Origin of the sequence: Marinimicrobium sp. ARAG 43.8 (genome assembly GCF_050113635.1) — a bacterium.
Lineage (GTDB): Bacteria > Pseudomonadota > Gammaproteobacteria > Pseudomonadales > Cellvibrionaceae > Marinimicrobium.
The window spans coordinates 209,506-231,653 of sequence record NZ_JBNJLT010000004.1 but is presented as its reverse complement, the minus strand read 5'-3'; the positions used below and the strand labels follow the sequence as shown (position 1 = coordinate 231,653).

General features: G+C 51.6%; 17 protein-coding genes. 4 read left to right on the top strand and 13 right to left on the bottom strand.

The window, feature by feature from the left end; all coding sequences use genetic code 11:
- The 6 genes from ACQCLF_RS10090 to ACQCLF_RS10065 form a co-directional block, all read right to left on the bottom strand.
- Positions 1 to 1,596 carry a methyl-accepting chemotaxis protein gene (locus ACQCLF_RS10090; RefSeq protein WP_426986842.1) on the bottom strand — a complete coding sequence of 532 codons (1,596 nt, stop codon included), beginning with the start codon at positions 1,594 to 1,596 and terminating at the stop codon, positions 1 to 3.
- Between the two features lie 228 nt (positions 1,597 to 1,824).
- Positions 1,825 to 2,061: a hypothetical protein gene (locus ACQCLF_RS10085; RefSeq protein WP_426986840.1), complete on the bottom strand. Its 237-nt coding sequence runs from the start codon at positions 2,059 to 2,061 to the stop codon at positions 1,825 to 1,827.
- 84 nt (positions 2,062 to 2,145) lie between these two features.
- The gene (locus ACQCLF_RS10080; protein ID WP_426986838.1) at positions 2,146 to 3,591 is read right to left on the bottom strand and encodes a sodium:solute symporter family protein; all 1,446 of its coding nucleotides are present in this window, start codon (positions 3,589 to 3,591) and stop codon (positions 2,146 to 2,148) included.
- Positions 3,588 to 3,980 carry a RidA family protein gene (locus ACQCLF_RS10075; RefSeq protein ID WP_426986836.1) on the bottom strand — a complete coding sequence of 131 codons (393 nt, stop codon included), beginning with the start codon at positions 3,978 to 3,980 and terminating at the stop codon, positions 3,588 to 3,590. Before ACQCLF_RS10075 ends, ACQCLF_RS10080 begins: the two co-directional genes overlap by 4 nt.
- 85 nt (positions 3,981 to 4,065) lie before the next feature.
- Positions 4,066 to 5,502, bottom strand: a complete 1,437-nt coding sequence (locus tag ACQCLF_RS10070) for an N-acyl-D-amino-acid deacylase family protein (protein WP_426986834.1) — start codon at positions 5,500 to 5,502, stop codon at positions 4,066 to 4,068.
- Positions 5,503 to 5,533: 31 nt separating this feature from the next.
- Positions 5,534 to 6,400 (bottom strand): MurR/RpiR family transcriptional regulator, encoded by an 867-nt coding sequence (locus tag ACQCLF_RS10065; RefSeq protein ID WP_426986832.1) that lies wholly within the window; start codon positions 6,398 to 6,400, stop codon positions 5,534 to 5,536.
- Between the two features lie 211 nt (positions 6,401 to 6,611).
- On the opposite strand from ACQCLF_RS10065, the gene ACQCLF_RS10060 reads away from it, so the two are divergent.
- Positions 6,612 to 7,805 carry an amino acid deaminase gene (locus tag ACQCLF_RS10060; RefSeq protein ID WP_426986831.1) on the top strand — a complete coding sequence of 398 codons (1,194 nt, stop codon included), beginning with the start codon at positions 6,612 to 6,614 and terminating at the stop codon, positions 7,803 to 7,805.
- A gap of 12 nt (positions 7,806 to 7,817) precedes the next feature.
- Positions 7,818 to 11,114 (top strand): family 20 glycosylhydrolase, encoded by a 3,297-nt coding sequence (locus ACQCLF_RS10055; RefSeq protein WP_426986829.1) that lies wholly within the window; start codon positions 7,818 to 7,820, stop codon positions 11,112 to 11,114.
- A gap of 12 nt (positions 11,115 to 11,126) precedes the next feature.
- On the opposite strand, the gene ACQCLF_RS10050 is transcribed toward ACQCLF_RS10055, so the two are convergent.
- The 4 genes from ACQCLF_RS10050 to ACQCLF_RS10035 form a co-directional block, all read right to left on the bottom strand.
- Positions 11,127 to 11,291 (bottom strand): hypothetical protein, encoded by a 165-nt coding sequence (locus ACQCLF_RS10050; RefSeq protein ID WP_426986827.1) that lies wholly within the window; start codon positions 11,289 to 11,291, stop codon positions 11,127 to 11,129.
- Between the two features lie 125 nt (positions 11,292 to 11,416).
- A complete protein-coding gene (locus ACQCLF_RS10045; RefSeq protein WP_426986825.1) occupies positions 11,417 to 11,947 on the bottom strand; it encodes a hypothetical protein in 531 nt (176 codons plus the stop codon).
- A gap of 136 nt (positions 11,948 to 12,083) precedes the next feature.
- Positions 12,084 to 12,797 carry a hypothetical protein gene (locus ACQCLF_RS10040; protein ID WP_426986823.1) on the bottom strand — a complete coding sequence of 238 codons (714 nt, stop codon included), beginning with the start codon at positions 12,795 to 12,797 and terminating at the stop codon, positions 12,084 to 12,086.
- 280 nt (positions 12,798 to 13,077) lie between these two features.
- Complete coding sequence (locus ACQCLF_RS10035; RefSeq protein ID WP_426986821.1) at positions 13,078 to 16,221, bottom strand: TonB-dependent receptor; 3,144 nt, start codon at positions 16,219 to 16,221, stop codon at positions 13,078 to 13,080.
- Positions 16,222 to 16,743: 522 nt separating this feature from the next.
- Between ACQCLF_RS10035 and ACQCLF_RS10030 the strand changes: the two genes are divergently transcribed.
- Complete coding sequence (locus ACQCLF_RS10030; RefSeq protein WP_426986819.1) at positions 16,744 to 16,932, top strand: hypothetical protein; 189 nt, start codon at positions 16,744 to 16,746, stop codon at positions 16,930 to 16,932.
- Positions 16,933 to 17,132: 200 nt separating this feature from the next.
- The gene (locus tag ACQCLF_RS10025; protein ID WP_426986817.1) at positions 17,133 to 17,861 is read left to right on the top strand and encodes a hypothetical protein; all 729 of its coding nucleotides are present in this window, start codon (positions 17,133 to 17,135) and stop codon (positions 17,859 to 17,861) included.
- 692 nt (positions 17,862 to 18,553) lie between these two features.
- On the opposite strand, the gene ACQCLF_RS10020 is transcribed toward ACQCLF_RS10025, so the two are convergent.
- The 3 genes from ACQCLF_RS10020 to ACQCLF_RS10010 all read right to left on the bottom strand — a co-directional run bounded on the left by ACQCLF_RS10020 (position 18,554) and on the right by ACQCLF_RS10010 (position 22,146).
- A complete protein-coding gene (locus ACQCLF_RS10020; protein WP_426986815.1) occupies positions 18,554 to 20,035 on the bottom strand; it encodes a tryptophan halogenase family protein in 1,482 nt (493 codons plus the stop codon).
- Between the two features lie 81 nt (positions 20,036 to 20,116).
- Entirely contained in the window at positions 20,117 to 20,878 is a 762-nt protein-coding gene (locus ACQCLF_RS10015; RefSeq protein WP_426986814.1) for a DUF6445 family protein, read from the bottom strand.
- Positions 20,879 to 21,126: 248 nt separating this feature from the next.
- Positions 21,127 to 22,146 carry a cupin-like domain-containing protein gene (locus ACQCLF_RS10010; RefSeq protein WP_426987077.1) on the bottom strand — a complete coding sequence of 340 codons (1,020 nt, stop codon included), beginning with the start codon at positions 22,144 to 22,146 and terminating at the stop codon, positions 21,127 to 21,129.
- Between the last annotated feature and the right edge of the window lie 2 nt (positions 22,147 to 22,148).

Below are 22,148 nucleotides of genomic sequence, written 5' to 3'. Positions count from 1 at the left end.
CTAAGACGTTAACCGGAAACGCGTCACCGCTGTTTCCAGCTCTCCCGCCAGTCGTGCCAGGTCGCGGCTGGCGGTGTTGATTTCGGTCACCGCGCGGCTGGTGTCATCGGCAATGTCATTGATGGTGGTGACATTGCGGTTGATTTCTTCGGCGGCGCCCGTCTGTTCTTCCGCAGCGCTGGCGACGTGGCTGCTGAAATCCGCGATGTGGGAGACGGCGGCCAAGATACCCTCAATGGCTTGCAATGCCTGCTGCGCCCGGGAAACGGTCGCCTCGGCGTTATTGTTCCCCTCTTGCATCACCGACACGGCCTGACGCGTTCCCGCCTGCAACTGTTCAATAATATCCGCGATTTCACCAATAAACTGCTGGGTGTTGGTCGCCAGTTTGCGCACTTCGTCGGATACGACAGCGAACCCACGACCATGCTCACCGGCACGAGCCGCTTCAATCGCGGCGTTCAACGCGAGCAAGTTGGTCTGTTCGGCAATCTTACGCATCATGGTGAGGACTTTTCCAATCGTGTCGCTCTGATGTTCCAGGTTCAGTACCACTTCCGCCGCCCGCCTCACATCCGCGGCCAGAGCCTGAATGCTGTCGGTGGACGACTGCACCACTTCTCTCGCCTCACGCGCTTTATCGGCCGCTTCGTCAGCCGACTGAAAAGTGCTCTGGGCGTTCCGGGCCACTTCCTGCACGGTGCCGGTCATTTCGTTCATTGAGGCGGCCACTTGCAGCGTTTGCTCGCTCTGCTGTTGCGCACCACGACGGGTTTCCTCGGAAATGGCGGAAAGCTCTTCCGACGCACTGGACACCTGAGAGGACGAATCCAGCACTCGCTCCATCAACTCTCGCAGCTGGGCGCTCATACGGGACATGGCATTGAGCAGCTGCGCCGTTTCATCACGCCCTTCGCTCTCGGGTACGCGTATCAATTCGCCCTCGGCAATCCGATGGGCATAGCCCACTGCTTCACTCAACGGACGAGTGATGGAACGAATCACGCCCAGGCTGAGCAGAACAATGATCGCCAGCGCCGCCAACGTGGTGATGACAATCGTTCGTCCGAAACTCGCCAGCGCGACCATGCGTTGGTCGGCCTCGTTCGCCACCTGCGAGAGGAACTGACCGGTGCCCTGGTCCAGTGTGGCTTTGTAGCGGTTGTAATCTGCACCGAGCAGACGCTCGATCGCCTCTTCATTGTTTCCTTGTTCTATCGCGGCGAACGCTTCATCTTCCTCGGCAAACAACGCCTCGTTGGCGGCGGCGGTAGAGCGATCAAACTCCTCGGCCACCGATGCTGGCGCCAGTGCCAATAGGTTGTCGATCACTTGATTGATGTCGTCGGCATTCGCGTTGTAGCGATCCAGCCATTGCGTATCGCCCGTCAATGCCGCCATGCGGGCCGACATGGTCAGCACTTCGTCCAGATATCGCAGCCGCTCACTCAGCGTACCGCTTTGTTGCACAAAATCATTGACCGCACGCTGCCGCTCGGCAAACTGCCAGGCCGTCACACCGCTGGCAAGCAGCGTAATGATAAACAAAACGGCCAGCAGCAGAATTTTCTGCCCCACGGAGAATTTTTCCAGCAAGGTGACCCCCTCGGCTTAAACGCTGTTGTTTAACTCGAAGCGGAGCAAGTTTGATACCAAGCGGAAATGCAGAACGGTTTAACGCCCCAAGATGAGGGGCAAACGCTCGCGGGGCGCGCAAAGTCAGTGCAAGGATGGTCTTTTATAGCCGTGCTGACCTTGAAAAACGCCCCACAATAGCGCACAAGAGAGTCCACAACGGAGCGCACGCACAATAAGAGGGAGGGCTCAAGCTTGCGCTCGTTGATAGAGCCGCTGCCATTCTTCCGTCAGGGTGTTATCCGGTAATGTCTCTCCGGCGCGTCGATACCAATAGGCGGCGTTGCTAAGATCACCCTCTTCACGGTGCAGGTAGCCGTGAATCAACGCCGACAGGCTGTCACTGCCATCCTGCACCAGTGTATGGGCGCCCTCCCAATCCCCTGAGCGAGCGAGCTCAAGAGCCTTCAAAGCTGTGGAACTCATGGTTTCACCTCGGTTATAACGATTCGACGGAATGATACCGAAGTGATTCTCTCAGAGCGAATGACAGGGACGCCTCCGTTCGCCTCACACGCTTTCCATTTGATCACGCTCCCGGTCCAGTTGCTCCAGGGCTTGTTCGGGCGTGAGAGACTGTTTCGGGGTCAGCAGAGACGCCACAATGCCCGCGGCCAGGGCTGCGGCCAACGCCGGGATAATCGGGTTGCCCCAGAATTCCTTGCTGTAGAGCAATACCCAGACGGACATCAAGGCGCCCCCGATCAGTGAGGCCAGCGCACCCTGCCAGTTGTAACGCGGCCAAAAACGACCGAGCAGCCCACAGACGAACATACCGGCCATAATCGTGGCGATCATATTGGTGATGTAGCCAATCAGGTCATCGGACAGGGAGGCCATCACCCACGCCAGACCAATCACGGCGGCCAACCCCACCCGGGAGTCGCGAATGACGTTTTCCCTGGGGGGCATCCGTCCGGTAACCATCACGTAGATATCCCGCATCAATACCGCCACACCCGCCATGGCATCAGAGCTGGCGCTGGACATGGTCGCCGATAGGCCGGCAATCAGCACGACAAGCCCAATCCATAGCGGCAGCACTTCTTCGGCCAAAAACGGAAACGCGAAATTGCGGTTCTCCAGAGAAGGATCCAGCGCGTAAGCGCCCATGCCGATAATGGCCGGCACAAAGGAGAAAAACAGGTACAGCGTTCCTGAAATCAGGAAGGACCGGCGCACTGACCCCACCGTGCGGGCCGAATAAATACGCTGGCGGTACGACGGTGTGGCCAGCACCCCCACGGCAATCACCAGTACCAGCGAAAGCGCCGGCAAGCTGCCAATGGCGCCCTCACCACTGAAGGTCAGGTTGGCCTCCGGTTGCGCCGCCATCAGCGCTTCCCAGCCACCGACGGCATTAAGCACCAACAGCGCCATCAGGATAAACCCGAAAAACAGCACAATTGCCTGCAGGGTATCGGTCCACACCACAGCGCGATAACCACCGACGATAACGTAGATGGCAAAGCCCAGGGCAATAATGGCCCGCGCCCAGTGTAAATCAATGCCCGCCATCCAGGAGAGATACAATCCGCCGCCAAGAATATGCGCGCCGAGCCAACCGATACAGGCCAGCAGTATTAACACCGCTACCAGATTTTTCACCAAACGGCTGGCGCCCACGTAAAAGGAAAGCTCCTCGCTCATGGTCATAAAGCGCCACTGTCGCACCGGCGCAAACCACCAGGCCAACAGCAAAATGCCGATGGCACCGCCGATGCCATACAGGGCGCCGGCCCAGCCATTGGCGTACCCAAAACCCACCGCGCCCATGGAGGAACCCGTTCCCACCATCGTGGCGACGGTGGTGCCAACGATCAGGAAAATGGGCAGGCTGCGGCCCGCGAGCAAAAAGTCCTCGCCGCTGTCATGACGGCGAGAGACCCACCAGCTAAGTACAATCAGAAACGCAATGTAAGCGCCGAAAGCGCCGAGAAACAGGCTGGTGCTCATGCCTTGTCCGCTTTGTAGCACACGACGCCGACTTCGACTTTACAGTCCACCACCAGATCACACACAGAACAAATACGCGCAGGCGGGTTATCACCAAAATTGGCTTTGAAGACTTTGTTGAAGGACTGGAAATAACGGGAGTCGGTCAGGATGACTGTCACATGCATAACATCTTCGGGGCCGTAGCCCGCTTCGCGCATAATGGCAAAACAATTGTCGATGGCGAGCTGTGATTGCTCGACAATTCCGCCCTCAACCACTTCGCCTTCGAGCATCGGTGTCTGACCGGACACATACAGCCAGCCGGCTGCCTGCGTTGCCCGGGCAAACGGCAAGGCCTGTCCACCGGTTCCCACTCCACCTTCGGCACCGAAACGTTGAATTGTCACTGCTACTTCCTCTTTTCAAAATGGATGATTTCAAACATACATTGCAGCGCTGCCGATGACAGCGCTGCAACTCTAAAAAGGCGAATCAGGCGGAACGGAACAGGAACTGACCTTTGCGCGTTAACCCAGTCTCGCCTGGTCGATAGCTAAGCGCGCCATTAACCCATACGCTGTGAATACCCGTCGCCACTTGCACCGGCTGTTCGTAGGTCGCCGTGGATTTGAGGTTTTCGAAATCCAGTAATACCAGATCGGCGTAGGCGCCTTCCGCGATCACGCCCCGGTCTTTCAAACCAAACTCTGACGCGGAGCGGCCGGTCATTTTATGAATGGCGGTTGACAGATCGAACAGTTTCCGCTCGCGGCAGTAGTGCGCCAGTACACGAGGGAAGGCACCCCATAAGCGCGGGTGGGGATGCGGGTCTTTCGGCAAGCCATCGGAACCCACCATGGTCAGTGGGTGGCTGAGAATACGCTCGACATCGTCCGGATCCATGCAGTGATAGACAGCGCCTGCGGGCTGTAAACGCTTCGCCGCGTCCAACAGAGACAGGTTCCAGTCATGGGCAATATCTTCCAGACGTCGCCCGCCCTGATCGGGAAAGGCGCTTGACCAGGTGATAAAGATATCGCTGTCCGGTGTGACCTGAGCGAGATCCAGCGTACTTGAGCTGGCCGAGTAGGGGTAACAGTCACACGCGACTTTCTGATGCTGAGAAGCGGCCTCCAAATGGCCGAGCACTTCGCCGCTGCGCCCCCAGTTGCCCTTGCCAGCGCATTTGAGGTGGGAGATCACCAGAGGAACCTTGCCTTCACGGGCGGTATCCAGCGCTTCGTTCATAGCCTCGACGATCGCATCAAACTCGGTGCGCATGTGCGTGGTGTACAACGCGCCAAAGCGTGTGAGCTCTTTCACCATGGCCATGACTTCGGCGGTATCTGACTGCTTGGCATTATGGTAGGCCAGCCCTGAACTCATGCCGAGCGCACCTTGAGAGAGGGCTTCCCGCAGCTGCGCGCGCATGCCTTCCTGTTCCGCCACCGTAGCGCTGCGTTGCAGGTCGCTCATGTGATTGATACGCAGGCTGGTATGGCCGATGAGCGCGCCGACGTTCACGGCCGGGCTGGCTGCCGTCACGGCGCGCGCGTAGGCTTCGAAGGTCGCAAACTGAAAGTCGTTCTGCTCACCCAGCAGATTCAGTGGGTCAGGGGGAGGGCCGTCCAGTCGGACTGGGCTGGCGCTGATACCGCAGTTGCCGACAATGACACTGGTCACTCCCTGACTGAGTTTGGCCGTCATCTGGGGATTATGAATTACCTCCAGATCATCGTGGGTATGCACATCAATAAAGCCCGGTGCCAGGACCAGGCCTTCCGCATCCACTTCGTGCTCAGCGGGTTCTTCTATAGACGGTGCGATACGCACCACGCGATTGTCTTGAATGGCCACATCGGCCCGATACTCGGCGCTACCCGTGCCATCCACAACCCGCGCTGCGCGGATCAGCGTGTGATACTTCATCAGGAACCCACTTCATCTCATCAAAGCCGGCTCAGTCCCCCAGCGGCAAGCGATCCTGCCCGCACTTGTGGCTGTCCAGCGTGTGTTTTATGCGACGCAGGGCCTCGCGACTCTTGCGCTTGTGCTTAGCGGCCAACTCCATGGCCAGTACATCAATGGCCGCGAGCATCACGTAACGGGACGCACTTGGCTTAAAGATATAATCGGTTTCGAGCGGTTGCATCGGAATCAACTGATCCACCGTTTTACCCAGCGGGGAATCCGCGACGGTGATACCAATCGTGCGCGCGCCGTACTCTTTCGCAATCTCCACGGCGTCCTGAACATCCGGGCTGTAGCCACCCAACGACAAGGCGACCACGACATCATTGGACTCTATGGCCGAAGCTGCCATGCGCATTAACATCGGGTCGCAGTAGGCGGTGGCGGGGAAGCCCAGACGAAACAGCCGATGTTGGCACTCCTGTGCCATCACCGTTGAGCCACCTCCAACGCCGAAGACCAGCACCTGCCGGGACTTGGACAACCACTCCACCGCAGGCCGGATCACCGCTTCGGTGACCAGCTGGGCATTGTGGTCGAGGGTGGATTTGATGGTTTCATAAACGCTGTACAGCCCACCGGGCTCTGGCCGGACTTCGGTGTAGAAGCGCTGGCCTACAGCTTCCGCCTGTGCCAGACGCATTTTCAGGTCCCGCACGTTGCGACATTCAATCGCCTTGGCAAAGCGGGTGACCGTGGCTTCGCTCACCCCGGCCCGATCGGCCAGTTCACTAATACTGGCCCGGGCCGCAAAATTCATATCATCCAGCACCAGCCGGGCTATTTTCTGTTCCGCATCACGCAAATGGCTGTACAGGGCGTTAATTCGAGAAATAATGTCTGGCTCGTGACTCACAGGCGGTTTCCTAAGGTTTTGAGACCGATCACCTTCCATGCTGGCTGAGCGGGCAGGGAAGGCACCTGCTACGATCATACGGAACTTCAGGGCAGTATAGTTACCGTGTTTGTTATTTTCAACACTTGACTTTATTTATTGGTAATTTCTATCATCCCTCTCAAGACGGTCTCCAATGGGACCGGGCCACCCTCTGTATAAAGACATTCCTATGAGCACACCCAATCTTCTCGACGAAAGCCTGCCACTCCCCGCCGCAGTGATCTACCAGTCCCGGCTCGACAATAACCTGCACTGGATGCAGCGTTTTGCCGAACACAATCAGGTGCAGCTCTGCCCCCACGGCAAAACCACCATGACGCCGGATTTTTTTCGCCGCCAGATCGATGCAGGGGCCTGGGGTCTGACACTGGCGACCGTGCCCCAGGTGAAAGCCGCCGCCGACGCCGGTGTGCCACGAATTTTGATGGCCAACCAGCTCGTCGGTCGAGCAAATATGGATATCGTCAGCGATTTGCTAGCGCAGGGGCTCCAGTATTATTGCCTGGTGGACAACCCTGACAATATTCGGGCACTGAACAGGTTCTTCGGGGAGCGCGGTCAAACCTTACCCGTGTTACTGGAAGTCGGTGTACCGGGTGGACGCTGCGGCTGCCGCACGCGGCACCAGATAGACACAGTTCTGGCCGCTCTGAAAGACGCGCCCGCACTGCAGCTGAGTGGGGTGGAAACCTATGAAGGGGTCATTCATGGCAGCGACCCCGAGGCCGCCATACGCGCTCATTTGCAAAGCGTCCGGGCACTGACGCTGGAGCTTCACCAAAGCGGTCAGTTTGCGGTCGAAACGCCCATTCTGACCGGTGCCGGTTCCGCCTGGTACGACGTGGTGATGGAAGAGTTTGGCCCTGTGCGCGACCAGGGGCTGTTGCCGGTGCTGCGGCCCGGCTGCTACCTGATCCACGACAAAGGGATCTACTGGGAGGCACAAAGCGACATCATGACGCGTCTGCCGCGAGACTGTCAGCCCGGCGGTAATCTGCAATCCAGCCTGGAGGTGTGGGCCTATGTACAGTCGATTCCCGAGCCGGGCATGGCAATCCTGACTATTGGCAAGCGGGAAGTCGCATTCGATGCCGGTCTGCCGCAGCCGGTATTGCACTACCGTCCAACCGATTCCACGGAATCCGGCAGCGCTCAGCCCCAGCCCGCCCCGAATGATTGGGAGGTCGACCACATCATGGACCACCACAGTCGGCTTCGTACCCGGCCTGATGCGGATCTGCAAGTGGGCGATATCATTGCGCTGTCAACGTCCCACCCCTGCCTTACCTTTGATAAGTGGCGCCAATTGTTGGTGATCAATGATCATTACCAGTTACTGCGCCGCGTCGACACTCACTTCTAGCGAGCCTCTACCATGTTGCCGAATAAAAAGACTCTTATCAGCGCACTATTTCTGGGGCTGCTCGCTGGCGGTCCCGCCCAGGCCGTCGAAGTCTACGACCTGCCGCTTATGCCTTATCCCGCTTCCGTGGACCAGAGTGAAGGGGAGCTGGTCATTCAGTCCGGCTTTGCGTTGAGCCTGGCAGGCTCCGGCGCGGAGGCGTTACCCGAGGCGGTACTAACACGTTTCGAGCAGCGCCTGAAACAGCAAACCGGCATGAACGTGACCCGGAAAGCACCGGCAGACACAGAGCACCACCATCACTCTACGGGGCACTCCATGGAGCACTCCGGGCAGGCTACGCCGCTGTTGATTCACATTGAAGACTCTGTTCCCCGGTTCCGGCAATCCGACAACCTTCAACCTTATACCGACGGTTATCAGATACACGTGCTGGACGACAGCATTCACATTCAGGCGACCACCCAGTTAGGCGCCGGTCACGCCCTGGAAACCTTGCTGCAACTGCTCGGGCTGAACGACTCCGGCGAAATCACGCTGTCGGTTATGTGTGTCGACGATCAACCCCGCTTTGGCTGGCGTGGATTAATGCTGGATACCGTGCGGCACTTTTTCTCGGTGGACACTATTAAGCGGCAATTAGACGGCATGGCCGCCGCCAAGCTCAATATTTTCCACTGGCACCTGACGGACGATCAGGGCTGGCGTTTGGAGTCCCGCGCTTACCCGAAACTGCACGAGGACGCCTCGGGGGGCCAATATTACACTTGGGAGCAGGTCCGCGAGATCGTGAACTACGCCGCTGATCGGGGCATCCAGGTGATGCCCGAAATCGACATGCCCGGCCACAGCAGCGCCATCGCCGTGGCCTATCCGGAGTTGATGTCCGCGCCCGGTCCCTACGAACCGGAAGACCGCTGGGGCGTGCACAACCCCCTGCTTAACCCGGCCAACGATGAGGTTTACCGTTTTGCCCACGCCATTTTAAAAGAAGTCGCCGACCTGTTCCCGTTCGACTACATTCACATCGGCGGCGACGAGGTAGACCCTCAGCACTGGGAAACCAACCCGGACATTCAGGCCTTCATGGAACGCATGAAGCTGGCCGATGCTCACGATTTACACGCCTATTTCAACCAGCGCCTGTCGGCCATTCTCACCTCATTAGATCGCAAAATGATGGGTTGGGATGAAGTGTTGCACCCGGCGTTGCCCACCTCAACAGCGGTACAATCCTGGCAAGGGCCGGACGCCCTCGGCGAAGCCGCCGACGCCGGCCATCCAGCCATTCTGTCCACCGGCTTTTACCTGGACCAGCCTCAACCGGCCGGCTACCACTACCGCAATCGCATTGTTCCCGAGCCGTTGGATTTCGATACAAATATCGCCGACGGGGAAACATGGCAAACCTGGGCCTTTGAAATGCCGCGCAAGCGTGGCAGTGCCATCAAAGGCACCTTTACTCTGATCGAAAGCCCCGGTAACCAGCGCCGTGGATTTATGGACTTCGCCGGGAAATCGCGCCAAAAGCTGCACGACCTTGCGCTGACGGGCGACCGTATTCGCTTTACGCTGGATACCTGGATGGGCCCCGTTGAGGCTCGTTTAGTGCGACGCGACGAGACCTTAACGGGCGACATGATCGTCGGCAACGCGCCCTACACCACGCACGGGGAACTGACCGCACGCAGCGGTAATAACAGCGCCTTGCCGACCGAGCAACGCACACGGCCTACATTAAGCGACAAAGCCAAATCCCACATCCTGGGGGGAGAAATCGCCCTTTGGGCCGAACTGATCGACGAACAAAGCCTCGATACACGGTTATGGCCTCGGGGCTTTGTGGTAGCAGAGCGGCTGTGGTTGCCGGATGAGCGCCGCGATACCGACAACCTTTACCAGCGACTGCCCGCCGTTTCCCAATGGGCCGCCGAGTCCGTCGGGCTACAGCACTTTACCCAGGCCGACGCCGCCCGTGAAAAGCTGTTGCCCGAGGCACAACAACCACTCGCGGAGGTTCTTGCAGACACTCTGGAGCAAGCGCAGTACTACCATCGCCATCACGAAAAGTCGGCCAACGAAACCTACTCCCGCCGCGACCCATTAAACCGCTTTGTGGACACCCTGCCCGCCGAAAGTATGGCCGCACGGGATTTCTCCCGTCGCATGGACCAGTGGATCGCGAACCCTGGCGATCAGGCCGTGGCCCAAACCATCCGGGAATCTTTGGAGCACTGGCGGCAAGCGACCAAACAGCTGCTGACACAACTCAACGACGGAACGGACCCGGCCAACCTGAAAGCCAATACTCAGCGAGTGCTCACCACCGCCGAGTGGGGCCTGGTGCTGGCCGAGCACTGGCAACAACACCGTGGCTTGAGCCCGTCCCTGCGTCGTGCTGCGCACAGTGCTCTGCGTAACGCGCAGCACATTCAGGATGAGATGGTGGTGGCCATTGCCTACCCAGTCGAGCGCCTGCTGAACGCCGTTCCCGCTCCCGCCATCACAACTGACTGGATGCCCGACGACAGCTTCACCACCGGCATTGAAGGACCGGCGATGGGGCCAAACGGCGCCCTCTACGCGGTCAACTTCCAACGCCAGGGCACCATCGGCAAAGTCACCGCCCAGGATAGCGGAACCGTATTTACCGAGTTGCCAGAAGGCAGCATCGGCAACAGCATTCGCTTTGACCAACAAGGCAACCTGTGGATCGCGGATTACACCGGCCACAATGTACTTCAGCTAGACCAGGCCAGCGGCGAGGTTATCGCCACTCATCACAACAGCGACATGCATCAGCCCAACGACATCGTATTACGCAGCGACGGTACCGTGTTCGCCAGTGACCCAAACTGGGCTGACAGCACAGGCCAGCTCTGGCGCCTGAACCCGGAAGGTGCCTTCACATTGCTTGAAGCGGATATGGGCACCACCAACGGCATTGAGCTGAGCCCCGATGAAACCGTGTTGTACGTCAACGAAAGCGTGCAGCGTAACGTCTGGGCCTATGACGTCGCGGACAACGGCGACATCAGCAACAAGCGACTGTTCTACCGCTTTGATGATTTCGGGATGGACGGTATGGCGGTAGATCCAGAAGGCAATCTGTACATTGCCCGCTATGGGGCGGGAGTGATCGCGGTGCTGTCTCCAGCGGGACGTATGGTTGAACAAATACCACTAACAGGACGATACCCGACCAATATTGCATTGGATTTCTCAGGAGACAACGCGAGCGCCTACGTCACATTACAGCAGCGCGGTGCCGTAGAAGTCTTTGAATTGAGCAAAACGATAGCGCAATAGCGCCTGTAACCGCTATAACGAAGCCAGCAGCTCTTCATGCTTTTTAAAGTTTAGTCCACACCGGCGAATAAATTCCGATAGCTGGTAAAGATCGGCTTGAGAGCTGCCCTTGACTTTCGCTTCGTTCGGACGCAACGGCGGGAACACGCCGTAACCGGCCAGCAGTTCCTCTGCCAAGGGGAGCTAGATTATTCTTTGTCAGCCAGGCTTCCAGAAATCAGAGAACGAGGCAGCGCTTTCAGTGTGCACCACCTCGCTCGCGGTAATGGTCCACTACCGAAATTCAGGCGTAGACTTAAGCGCTACTTACAAAAAAGCCCATACTCCGGACTGCGATTATGGCCTACAAACGGACATGCCTCGGTCCAGCCTAATGTTTCAAATCTCAGGCTGCAACCAGAACCACAACGACCAAGAATAACGGGGTCGGTCAACATACTTGAATCATAGCTATTTGCACACCCTCCCTGCACCCGCATTCCAGGTGTTGTACATTGGCTACTATTCCCGCCGCCATTCCCGCCGCCATTCAACTCCTCTCTAAAAAACTCGGCGGTCATACAAGCTCCTGTGTATGTAATGCCGTCTTCTGGCAATATCGAACAATTTTCTACATTGCCATTCGAGTACCCGCGAAAAGTTTGAGTGGCGACCAAAGTTCCATCGGTTTCCTTGCATTCGCGTACAATATCTCGCCACGAATTGTCAGGTGGGCCATATGAACTGATAACGGACCAACTGCAAGAAACCGGCACCGCCTCCGCATTCACATGAACACCCACAAAGGCAATAAATCCTAAAATAATAATGCTTAGAATTTTTTGTATTTTCATAACATAACGCTCCTTTCATTTAATCAACAACATTATTATGTGAGGCACTTGAGCGATATCCATGATGTCACTCTTACACCCCATCGATGTAATCTGATTGTACAATCAGATACTTGAGTTAATCGCATAGGAAACATCAATTTAACTCAAATCCCTTCTCGCTTCTTGATACATAAAAAGTTGTTTCTCCCTTATCAATCTGGTTATCGACAACAATGTGTGAAAACCCAGTCTCACTCAACGTTTTGATAACTAAATCGGCGCTATCGCTAGCGTGGTCAACATCTACTACGCCAATAACTATTTGGCACGCAGTTGATTTACATACCGTAGACTTCATAGCAACGCCTGACAGATCTTGTTCTTGTGTAAACATTGATTGCAGAGACCCTTCCGCATCGTATGCCCAGTCATAGTCAATCTCTTCCACGGAAAATCGTTCGTTAACTTCATGACCAATGTCAAATTGAAAGTTATTCTTGGTTTCTTCAAGAACCCAGCTAGTGAATAAATCAGAACGCCGCCTGAATTCGTAATCTTCTTTAATAGCATCAATTTTCTCTTGCGTTGACTGCTCTGAGGAAACGGCCACATCAACCCGCTCATGAGAACAAAGTTCATCGCCAGAGGCCTTACAATTCCCGTAGGTGTTTTTAATATCAGACGCTTGGTTTATGAATTTCTTAGCAACAGGATGAGAGGGGCTAGCAGAGTCAGGGGCACTAGATAGTTCGTCAACTATCACCTGACGAGCTTCGGTTCTGGGCGAGCCATTATGGCTACTCTTACCAACCCAATAGCCACCAACGGCAGCAATTGAAACCGAGAGTAAAAATACAATGTTTTTCATATTATTGGATCCTTCCATCAAACGATAGTGAAGAGGATTCTGCACTGAAAATTGGTTCTATCTAATGAGACTTTACAGTTGAAATTTCTACTATTCAGGTTTCTGAAACGTTATTTTATATAACAAGATATTAATTTTCTTATAGGTGTCTTTATAGACAAGTCGACCAGCATACTTAATGCTTGTTCGGAATAACTTAAACCCTTAACTAAATCCGGAGTGAATAAAAATTGCGTACCACTGTACAGTGGTACGCTTTTAAAAGATAAATACAATTTTCCTAGAAGCTAGCTCGAAGACTTAATGCATAACGACGGTCTGTCCGGAAATTAAGAGCATCCGTACGCGTTCCTGCTTGGTCAAACTGCACCTGCGTCTCCGTAGTGCTATTAAGAATGTTACTTGCTTCAAAACCAACTTTAACGTTGTCGGTTATATTAAAGTAGATCGACCCATCCATAAAGCCATTGGCTTTCGCATAAACAGGTGCAAACTCATTAGAATCCCGACGTGTTACAAGATAGTCCGAGCGCCAGGTATAAGCTAATCGAGCACTAATACGACCATACTCGTACATCCCAACAACGTTGTAGTTTTCATCCGAATAACCGGGCAACGGAAGGTCCGTAAACGCTCTGAAACTGTTTCTGTTATCGTTGATTGGATCACCGTTTGTATCGAAACGCACAGAACCAAATTGATCATCACTCATTGGATCGTTAAGGTCGTTTTGATCAATATAAGTATAGTTTAGCTGAACACCTAAACCACTCCAGGCTCCGGGCAACATATCAAAAAACTGATTATACGAAACTTCGAAGCCACGGATAGATCCCGACCCATCATTGGCGGGACCGTTGAACGACACCTCTTGCGTCACGTTGCTGCGAGGATTTGTCACTTCAGCAATAAATGGGCGCTCACGGAACAAATTATCAATATCTTTGTAGAACAAAGCTAAGGATAAGGACCCCGCATCAGAAAAGTACCACTCTGTACTAAGGTCGAGATTGATTGCTTCTTCTGGCTCAAGGAAAGGATTGCGAGCGGTACCGTTGATCCCCAGGCTTCCCGGTACAAGCTCCCTATCCCCTGTATCATCATCTTCAATAATGCTGTAGTTCAGGTTAACGATTCGAGAATTACGCGTATCTCGAAGATTCGGATAGTACAAGCTTTTCGACGCACCAAACCGAACGATTACATCATCTGTTACATTCAAAGCTAGGTTCAGGCTCGGGAGTACCGTACTATAATCTGTTCCATCCACAGTAGTGACTTCTCCAAGACCGTCCGCAAAATCAACCAAGTCCTGGCTCAAGAACTCTGCTACGTCGCCTCCAACATTCGGCATTACTGTATAACCAGTAGATTCCAGCTGGTAATTGACATAGCGCAAGCCAATGTTGCCACGGTACGGCATGCTCAACGTATCGTCGCCAAAATCAAAACGAACATAGGCTTCAGCACGCTGTTCGTTAGTCGAAGTAATATCATGTGGGGCAAACGGGCTTCCCGGCGCAACTCGCCCTCCCATATCCTCCATCGCCTGGTAGCAGTTAGGATTACTTTGACCTACATCGGATGCGCCGCCAGGGTTGGTCTCACCATAGGGAGCGGTATTAAATCCTTCATCACACGCACGGCGCATAAAATCAGCAAAATTCTCCGCCGCGCTCATGTTAATAAACAAGAAGTCGTCACGGCCACCAAGCGCACCTTTACTTTGATAAAAATCATCCCATGATTGCCGTTCAAATTCGTCCGGAATAGCATTGTAGTCGCCATTTATGGAAAGCTCTGTAGACCATGGCGTATTGACAGCACCCCAGTTTGAATATTCAGTGTCTCGAACTGTCAGATCTTTCTCAGAGTGGTACACACCGAACTTCAGAGATCTTGCCCAGTTGCCCTCCAAATCGTAGGAGAAGTCCAACTTCACAGCATCCATAGAAGCGTCGGAGTCAATGGCAGTATCCAAAGCGGTTCCGAGAAAAACATCTGGGCGAGGCCCATCCCAGTTAGGGGTATAATCCGGCTCAAAAAGACGATCATTCAAGAATTCGATGTACGGTGTGCTACCTCGGAGGTCAAGATAAACATCGGATACAGAGGGCTGAGCTCGGGCGTTAATACCATTGTTCGCCATAGTCTCAGTAGACTCAACCCGTTGCACATCAAAATCTACTGTCAAACGATCAGTAGCTTGCCACGAAACGTTAAATGAAAGGTCTTCAACAGTTGTTTCAGTCTCGTTATATCGGGTGGATAAGTGCATGGGCATCTCCGCCCCAAAACGAAGCACGCCACTGGTGAACATATTATTGTCATCCCAGGTCGGACCCATCCCCTCCGGAGCTTCGTCAGCAGTCAACACTGACGAGTTTGTCCATTGTTCCCAAGCAAAACCCTGCGCCTGGGGGCCGATGACGTTTTCACGCCACTCCAGCGATGCATCAGAGCGTACATACTCCAAAGTAGTCTCTATACTGTCATCCGGGCTACGCCATTGGAATGATGTCGCGAAACCGCTACGCTCGCGGTCATTTTCCGCTGTCCTAAGGGAATATTGCCCTGGTGTATAGTACCTAACTCCAGAAGGTTGGCCTGTGAAAACTGCAGGGCCCTCAACAGGAGACTCCGGCGCTGTACCTGCAATCGCATTAGGATCCCAAGCGGCTCCGACATGAATATGTTCATCACTCCGAGAATAAAAGTTGGCGACACCAATACCATCGCCACGAGTGCGGAGATCAGAGTGAGAGGCGGAAATCAAAAACCCAAAATCACCAACATCTGTTTCCCAGACATCACTGAAAAGACCCGAAACTGAAGGGCTCCACTCTTCACGGAAATCTCCGTAGTTACCCTTGAGGGTGCCCCCGATCATACGTCCGTCTGTATCAAACGGTTTACGTGTCACTAAGTTGACGGTACCCGCGATCCCTCCAGAAACCATATCTGCCGTCTGGTTCTTGATCACTTCCACGGAACCCAAAAGCTCTGGTGAAATATCTTCAAAATTCAATCCACCATTAGGGTTGGCACTAAATGAGTCACGACCATTGATTTCACTACGCACACGGTCTAAGCCTCGCACCAAAACCCCAGTGCCCTCATCTGCATAATGGTTAGGGTCATCGGAGGCAGCAAATCGCTCAATGGTCACGCCCGGCACACGCTGCAGAGCTTCTGTCACGCTTTTATCAGGCAAAGCACCGATATCAGTCGCAGAGATGGCATCCATAACGGTGTCAGCATCTCTCTTAATATCTTGAGCGGTTTGGACACTCGAACGCATTCCACGTACGACTATTTCTTCCATTAAAACTGGCTCTTCTTGCGAGAGGGCAGGCTGAACAGCAGCCGTCATTACACCGCACACAGCCAGGCTGAGCAGCTTTCTATTGAACACGGTTTGCATGATGTTAAATCCCCTAATGGCAATATCTGTTCGGTAGTTATAGTGTTCTGTCCGGCGAAATCTCCTGACAACCTTGTCAGAAACATCCACACAGCACCCTTCCAGTGGGTATGTACCCCACACAAGGCGAGTGCACAGTTTCGAACATAGCAACCGTGAAATAAAATATCAATTAAATTTTATTTTTGTGATATCTATTTTCATAGGCGTAAGAATCATTTTCCCCGCAATTATCCAAATGGGGGGTAAAAGGCATGCTTTTTATTCTTATTTGAAGTTAAAAATAACTTATATATTTCAAAAAATTCTCAAAATTTAATGTTTTTGCAAACGTTTTCACTTCAAAAACACTCATTTCCGCGATTTGAGTCGCATTGGGCCGCTCATCCACTGGCCGTTAACGTTATTGTAGACCAGGATCCTCGAAGATGCCGCTAAGACCCGCCTGGCCTCCAATATTTATAGATTTAACGGGTTCCGAGCTCTTACAATGAAACCCGTCGCCAACCTGGAGTAGCCCCTATGAAGGATAATATCGTTCCGTTCAAGCGCCCCAGCGCCAAAGAAAAGCACAAAGGCAAAACCCTCTGCCGTAGTGGCTTCCATAAATGGAAGGTCATCACGGAGCGGAAGTTTGATGTAAAACAAGGGAAGCTGGTCACCAGTTATGAGTGTGAGCGCTGCGGGGTGAGGAAGGCAGTGTCACTTTAAGTCAAATTCAGCTGCACAGTCCGCCACTGGTTCCCCACATAACATCTACATCGTGGGCTCTCCTGTCATAACCATTCTCCCTCTAATTCAAAAACGATTTACTAGTGGCGCTTCGTATTATAGCGAGGCGTCCATTTTGTTGTTATATTCAAGTCGACCTTAACATAAAAACAAATAACCGAAGATTTAGAAGGTGTTACATGGACAACAGAGGAACATTGTTGGCAGTAATACTCTCAGCCTCGCTAGGGGCTCTAGTTGGCTACGAAGTCGACAGTTTTTCACCAACCCCTACTCTGAAAGGTCATGAGAGATTTTCTAGAGAGTGTTCTGCCATATCACCACCAAGCAGTTCAGCAACGAATGACTACGGCGTTTATCAACAGGAGCTAGAAAAATACAGGAGAGGAAAAGAAAATCACAACAAAGAAAAATCAACAAACATCCAGGCTAGAGAATATCCAGAAATCAGATCCTTTCAGGAATTTTCACAAAGAGAAATATGGAAATATCAAGAGAAAAAGATCTCTATATTCAGAGAATTTTTAGAAAATTCCAAGCATCAATCACCTTCCGAGATCGTTAGCGACCAGTATCAAAAAGAGCCTATTGATTACGATTGGGCTCAGGAGCAAAGAACAATGATTATGGGAATAATCGAGGGAGCAGAAAATTCGTTATCCAACGTGACGCCACTTAATGTTAATTGTAGATCGAAAAACTGCCAAATTGTTGTGGCGGATAATGGCGATGGATCTAATAATAAGCTATTCGATGATTTCACAAAATCTGCAGAAAGTATTTACAGTGAATCAGACTCTTCATTTTTATCCACCTACTTTTACGACCACAACAGGGGAGAGTTGGTCATATATTTATCCGAGGAAGGTGACTCTTCTCTTTTTAACCTTCCATCAGCTAACCAGTAACGGAGGAGTATCGTGACAAGCCTTGCCTAGGCTGGTCATCCTTTCACCATAAGGGACGAGGCAGGACGCCAGGCATTCAATGACTAATGCTTTAAGGAGATAGAATGATGAGGAAAAGCTTAATTTTAGGTTTTTTGTAATGCTTTTTTCAATGGCCGCACACGCGTATGTCAAGGTGGCGGAGTACGGGGATCCAATCATTGGCAATGACTACAACGATTGTGAATTCAATAAAACGTATGGGGCGGGAGGGCCAGGGTATCGCTATGACGAATACACAATTACCTGCCCTTCCTATGGCACTTATGTAGTTGGCGTACGTACTCAGAACCCCAGCCAGCCTTACTACAGCCCTACATGCACATTCTACCCTCAAGAAGATGGTTATTTCGCCGAGGGCAACTGTGAAAACTGGAGAGTTTATTTAACGGACTGATCAGAAGTACAGGGCTCTAGCAGAGCCCTGTACTATTCGACAAAGCTACTTTTTAGCAAAGCAACTATTTTTCAGATCAATTAAGTTTTTCATTTGACTTAGCGAGGAAATAATCATGTAGATATACTCAAAATAATTCTTCCGGTATAACTCCACAGCTGAATCATCGCTTAGTGAAGATGTAATGGCACCCCGTCGTTGAATTGATGGGCTCGCCACCAGTTGTAGCAATCCATTAAATAATATCTGATATCTCTTATCGCATGGGGCAGTAGCTTTTTAGGAAGTTTTCATGTGACGGTATTTTCTCGACAGTTCTTGCAATACTGTTTTTTAGCTTATCGAGATTATTGATTATCTGATCTTTATCCATTACATGCGGGAAGTGGTGGTAGTTACGTGGCTCAATTCCTTGGTTCAACATCACTTGCAGCCAATTGGCTGACCGGAAAATATCGCTGTTATACGGAGATACCACGCCCGATTCCCTGAACAGCTCCATCCTAGACGCGAGTGAATCCGGAATCTCCATATCACGGCAATCGCGCCAATAGGGTGTATCGTTCCGCCCGGTAGCTTTGTAGTGCAGTACAATAAAATCGCGAACTCGCTCGTATTCGGTTCTCAGTAGCTCGTTGTAGTGATCGGTCAAAGCATCGCTGCAACCGCCGAACGGGAACAGTTGCAATAATCTCGTCACTCCGATTTGAATCAAGTGAATGCTGGTCGATTCGAGTGGTTCTACAAAACCACCCGACAAACCTATAGCAACACAGTTTTTAACCCACGCTTTCTTGCGGCGGCCTGTTTTAAATTTGAGCAGGCGCGGTTCCGAACGAACACTTCCGTCAAGATTGTCCAGTAAGGTTTTTCGGGCATTTTCATCAGAGATATAAGCGCTTGAATAAACATATCCAGTACCCTGACGATGCTGCAGCGGAGTTTTCCATTGCCAGCCACCTTCATGAGCAATAGCGCGTGTATAAGGCGGAATATCACCAGAGAAGTCTGTCTGTAACGCCACCGCGCTGTCATTACGCAGCCAATGCCCCCAGTCTTCATAGCCAGCTTTCAATGTCTGCTCGATCAGAACGCCACGAAAGCCCGTGCAGTCGATAAAAAAATCGCCGTCGATGCGCTCACCAGATTCCAGAACTACCGTTTCGATAAAGCCGGTATCAGTATCCTGCTTGATATCGACGACCTTACCCTCAATTCTTTTAACACCATTCTTCTCGCTGATACGACGTAAATAGCGTGCGTAAAGGCTTGCATCAAAATGATAGGCATAGTTGAGCTTGGGTTTCTCTATGATGGAAAACTTGTGATATTTCGCTGCCTGTAATTCGAAGCAAAAATCGTCTAGTTCGCTCTGATAACCATAGGTTTTTGCGGCCAGCCAATAGTGGTAGAAATCACCGATCCAGGGGGATTTCCCAAAATCACCGAACGAGTGAATATAGCGGTGATTTATGCGAGTCCAATTCTCGAAGGATATCCCCAGCTTGATAGTGCCAGCGGTGGCGCTTAAAAATTCCTTTTCATTGATACCATGCATTTTATGAAAAGCACATATTGTCGGAATGGTAGCCTCTCCTACCCCAACTGTCCCTATTTCCGAGGATTCAATGAGTGTGATGTCCAGCAATGTGCCCAACTGCCGCGATAGCGCCACAGCCATGCACCAACCTGAAGTACCGCCGCCAGCAATAACCACTTTTTTTACTTGTTGAGACATGAGGGCTCCGGTACTTGAACGAAAAACGTAACTCTATGGTAACTGTAGGAGACGACATTGGTGCTAGACTCTTGGGTCTAATCATACACAGTCAATGAAAATACTAATTGTCAATCGTCCTTTACGGGGGTCGGCTTCGGGTACAAAGTTGGGGCTAATTGAAGCGCTGTGTAAACTTTGTCGACGATACACAATAAGCCGATTGAAGATACCTTTTTGGTTTCTAATCCGTTCAAACAATGTCGTGTCACCATTGATATACCCTTTCTGCGGAATGTTGTCACCACCATTCTCATTTTCTAGTGATTTGAAATAGGGAATCCGCCTCTCATCATCGATAGTTTCGAAACCCGTTTTCTTATGACGATAAAAGGACGTCCCTCCCAGGTTTTCTTTAAACAAATAAAATACAGCCGCCAACGCATCACGCTTTGTCGAATCAAAGTGAGGAATTCGCTGTAAGAGCACTAACTGATCCACAGGCGTCGTTACAATTGAGTACTGGCACAAAGACAATCCAAGCTTTGTTCCTGTTAGCTGAAATACTTCCTTTAGTTGCTGTTTTAACGAGCTTAATAGTAACGACTTGAAACTAATCGGGACTGCCGCTCGCACACCTGGATAAAACGGTGAATTCTGGACAAAACGTTGTTGACAAGCATGCTCTACCAATAGCTCAGCGTCCTGCAAAAAGTTATCGACCACCAATAGGGGCGATTTTTCTTCGCCCAGCTGATGAATATTAGTGATCATATTGGAATTTAACGATAGTTGCATTTTTTGCCTCAGCGTGGCGTCTTCATTATCCAAGAGAACTTTTATCGACACATCAGGAAAATGCATATTTTCAGGTTTATTTCCTATCACCTGGATTTAAGTAATAAGTGCAAACGATCATTCGGCCAGTAAGTTCCCTGATTACGCCATAAAACTTTGTTCTGTGCTCTATAACCTAGCGCCTTTCGGAGCAACTTTGGGACCAGACCATCACTAATTGAATGTGCCGTATAAACCATCACCTGTGCTGACAAGTTAATGTAGCTGCTTTGGCCGCTACTTCTTCAGCCCTAGGCTTCCCACTTCTATTGGCATCAGCGGTTTAATTTATTACTAAGCAAAGCCCTTAGTTTTCTAGCGCCAAGCCTATCCAGAGTGTTCAGAAAACCTCTCGCCTCTAACGGAAGGTGGGAATTAGCGTTCTCCGGTCCATTAAAAATATAATACTCAAAAATGTGCTTCCAGGCTGCTCTCTCATGATCAGATTTGTCTCGAATTCCGAGCATGGCAAAATGGAGTGCATTCATACCAGAGGTTAAAAAGGCCGGCGCGTCATCCCACCAGTAATTTACCAGAATATTGTAGCGCGCCAAGCTCTCTACATGGTGCCACCACATAGCCGGTATAAACAAGGCATCACCAGGTTCCAAGTCAACGACTAGAGCCGTTGAAAGTGCATCTTTAAAACGAGGAAACTTTTCAAAGTCGGGATTTTTGAAATCGACCAAACTAATAACCTGCCCTCCCGGTGTCGGATCGAGCGGCCCAGGATAAAGATTGCCTATTTGATCAGGAGGGAAAAGCGTAAATCTTCGCCTACCAGCAACACAACATGCTATATTATCTAAAGCATCAAAATGACAGGTAGCCGTGGCTGCTCCACCGATCCAAATACTAACTCTTTCATCCAATGCTTCAGGGTGTTTATCCCTAGGAACTACCAAGTTATTTCTATCATTAAAACCTGGAAAATGCGTACTGATTATATTGGATGCAATATAGTACGCCGGGGCATCCAATTCATCAGCTTCTTCCAAGATAGTATCCAGGATCTCATCAATGTATCCTTTAAAACTTTTATAATTGAGCTCCGTGCAGTTTTCGTTATAAAACATTTTTCCTTTGTTTTGGGGGGGGATTTTACATACGATAGAAGGGATACCGTTGTAAAAAGATTTCAGGTAATCAACTGATGACCTATCAGAAATCCGCCCTTGCTGAACTAGAGGCCAGTCATCAACAATTTTTTTAAAAATAACTGGCTTTGCAGAATCAATCACATCTTTTGGAATGTTATGTGAATTAATTCCATTCAGTATATTAATTTCTTTCACAG

Bases quoted from the DNA above. Each gene is read 5' to 3' on its own strand.
- ACQCLF_RS10085 (WP_426986840.1), bottom strand. From the start codon at position 2,061: ATGAGTTCCACAGCTTTGAAGGCTCTTGAGCTCGCTCGCTCAGGGGAT.
- ACQCLF_RS10080 (WP_426986838.1), bottom strand. From the start codon at position 3,591: ATGAGCACCAGCCTGTTTCTCGGCGCTTTCGGCGCTTACATTGCGTTT.
- ACQCLF_RS10070 (WP_426986834.1), bottom strand. From the start codon at position 5,502: ATGAAGTATCACACGCTGATCCGCGCAGCGCGGGTTGTGGATGGCACG.
- ACQCLF_RS10060 (WP_426986831.1), top strand. From the start codon at position 6,612: ATGAGCACACCCAATCTTCTCGACGAAAGCCTGCCACTCCCCGCCGCA.
- ACQCLF_RS10055 (WP_426986829.1), top strand. From the start codon at position 7,818: ATGTTGCCGAATAAAAAGACTCTTATCAGCGCACTATTTCTGGGGCTG.
- ACQCLF_RS10045 (WP_426986825.1), bottom strand. From the start codon at position 11,947: ATGAAAATACAAAAAATTCTAAGCATTATTATTTTAGGATTTATTGCC.
- ACQCLF_RS10040 (WP_426986823.1), bottom strand. From the start codon at position 12,797: ATGAAAAACATTGTATTTTTACTCTCGGTTTCAATTGCTGCCGTTGGT.
- ACQCLF_RS10035 (WP_426986821.1), bottom strand. From the start codon at position 16,221: ATGCAAACCGTGTTCAATAGAAAGCTGCTCAGCCTGGCTGTGTGCGGT.
- ACQCLF_RS10030 (WP_426986819.1), top strand. From the start codon at position 16,744: ATGAAGGATAATATCGTTCCGTTCAAGCGCCCCAGCGCCAAAGAAAAG.
- ACQCLF_RS10025 (WP_426986817.1), top strand. From the start codon at position 17,133: ATGGACAACAGAGGAACATTGTTGGCAGTAATACTCTCAGCCTCGCTA.
- ACQCLF_RS10020 (WP_426986815.1), bottom strand. From the start codon at position 20,035: ATGTCTCAACAAGTAAAAAAAGTGGTTATTGCTGGCGGCGGTACTTCA.
- ACQCLF_RS10015 (WP_426986814.1), bottom strand. From the start codon at position 20,878: ATGCATTTTCCTGATGTGTCGATAAAAGTTCTCTTGGATAATGAAGAC.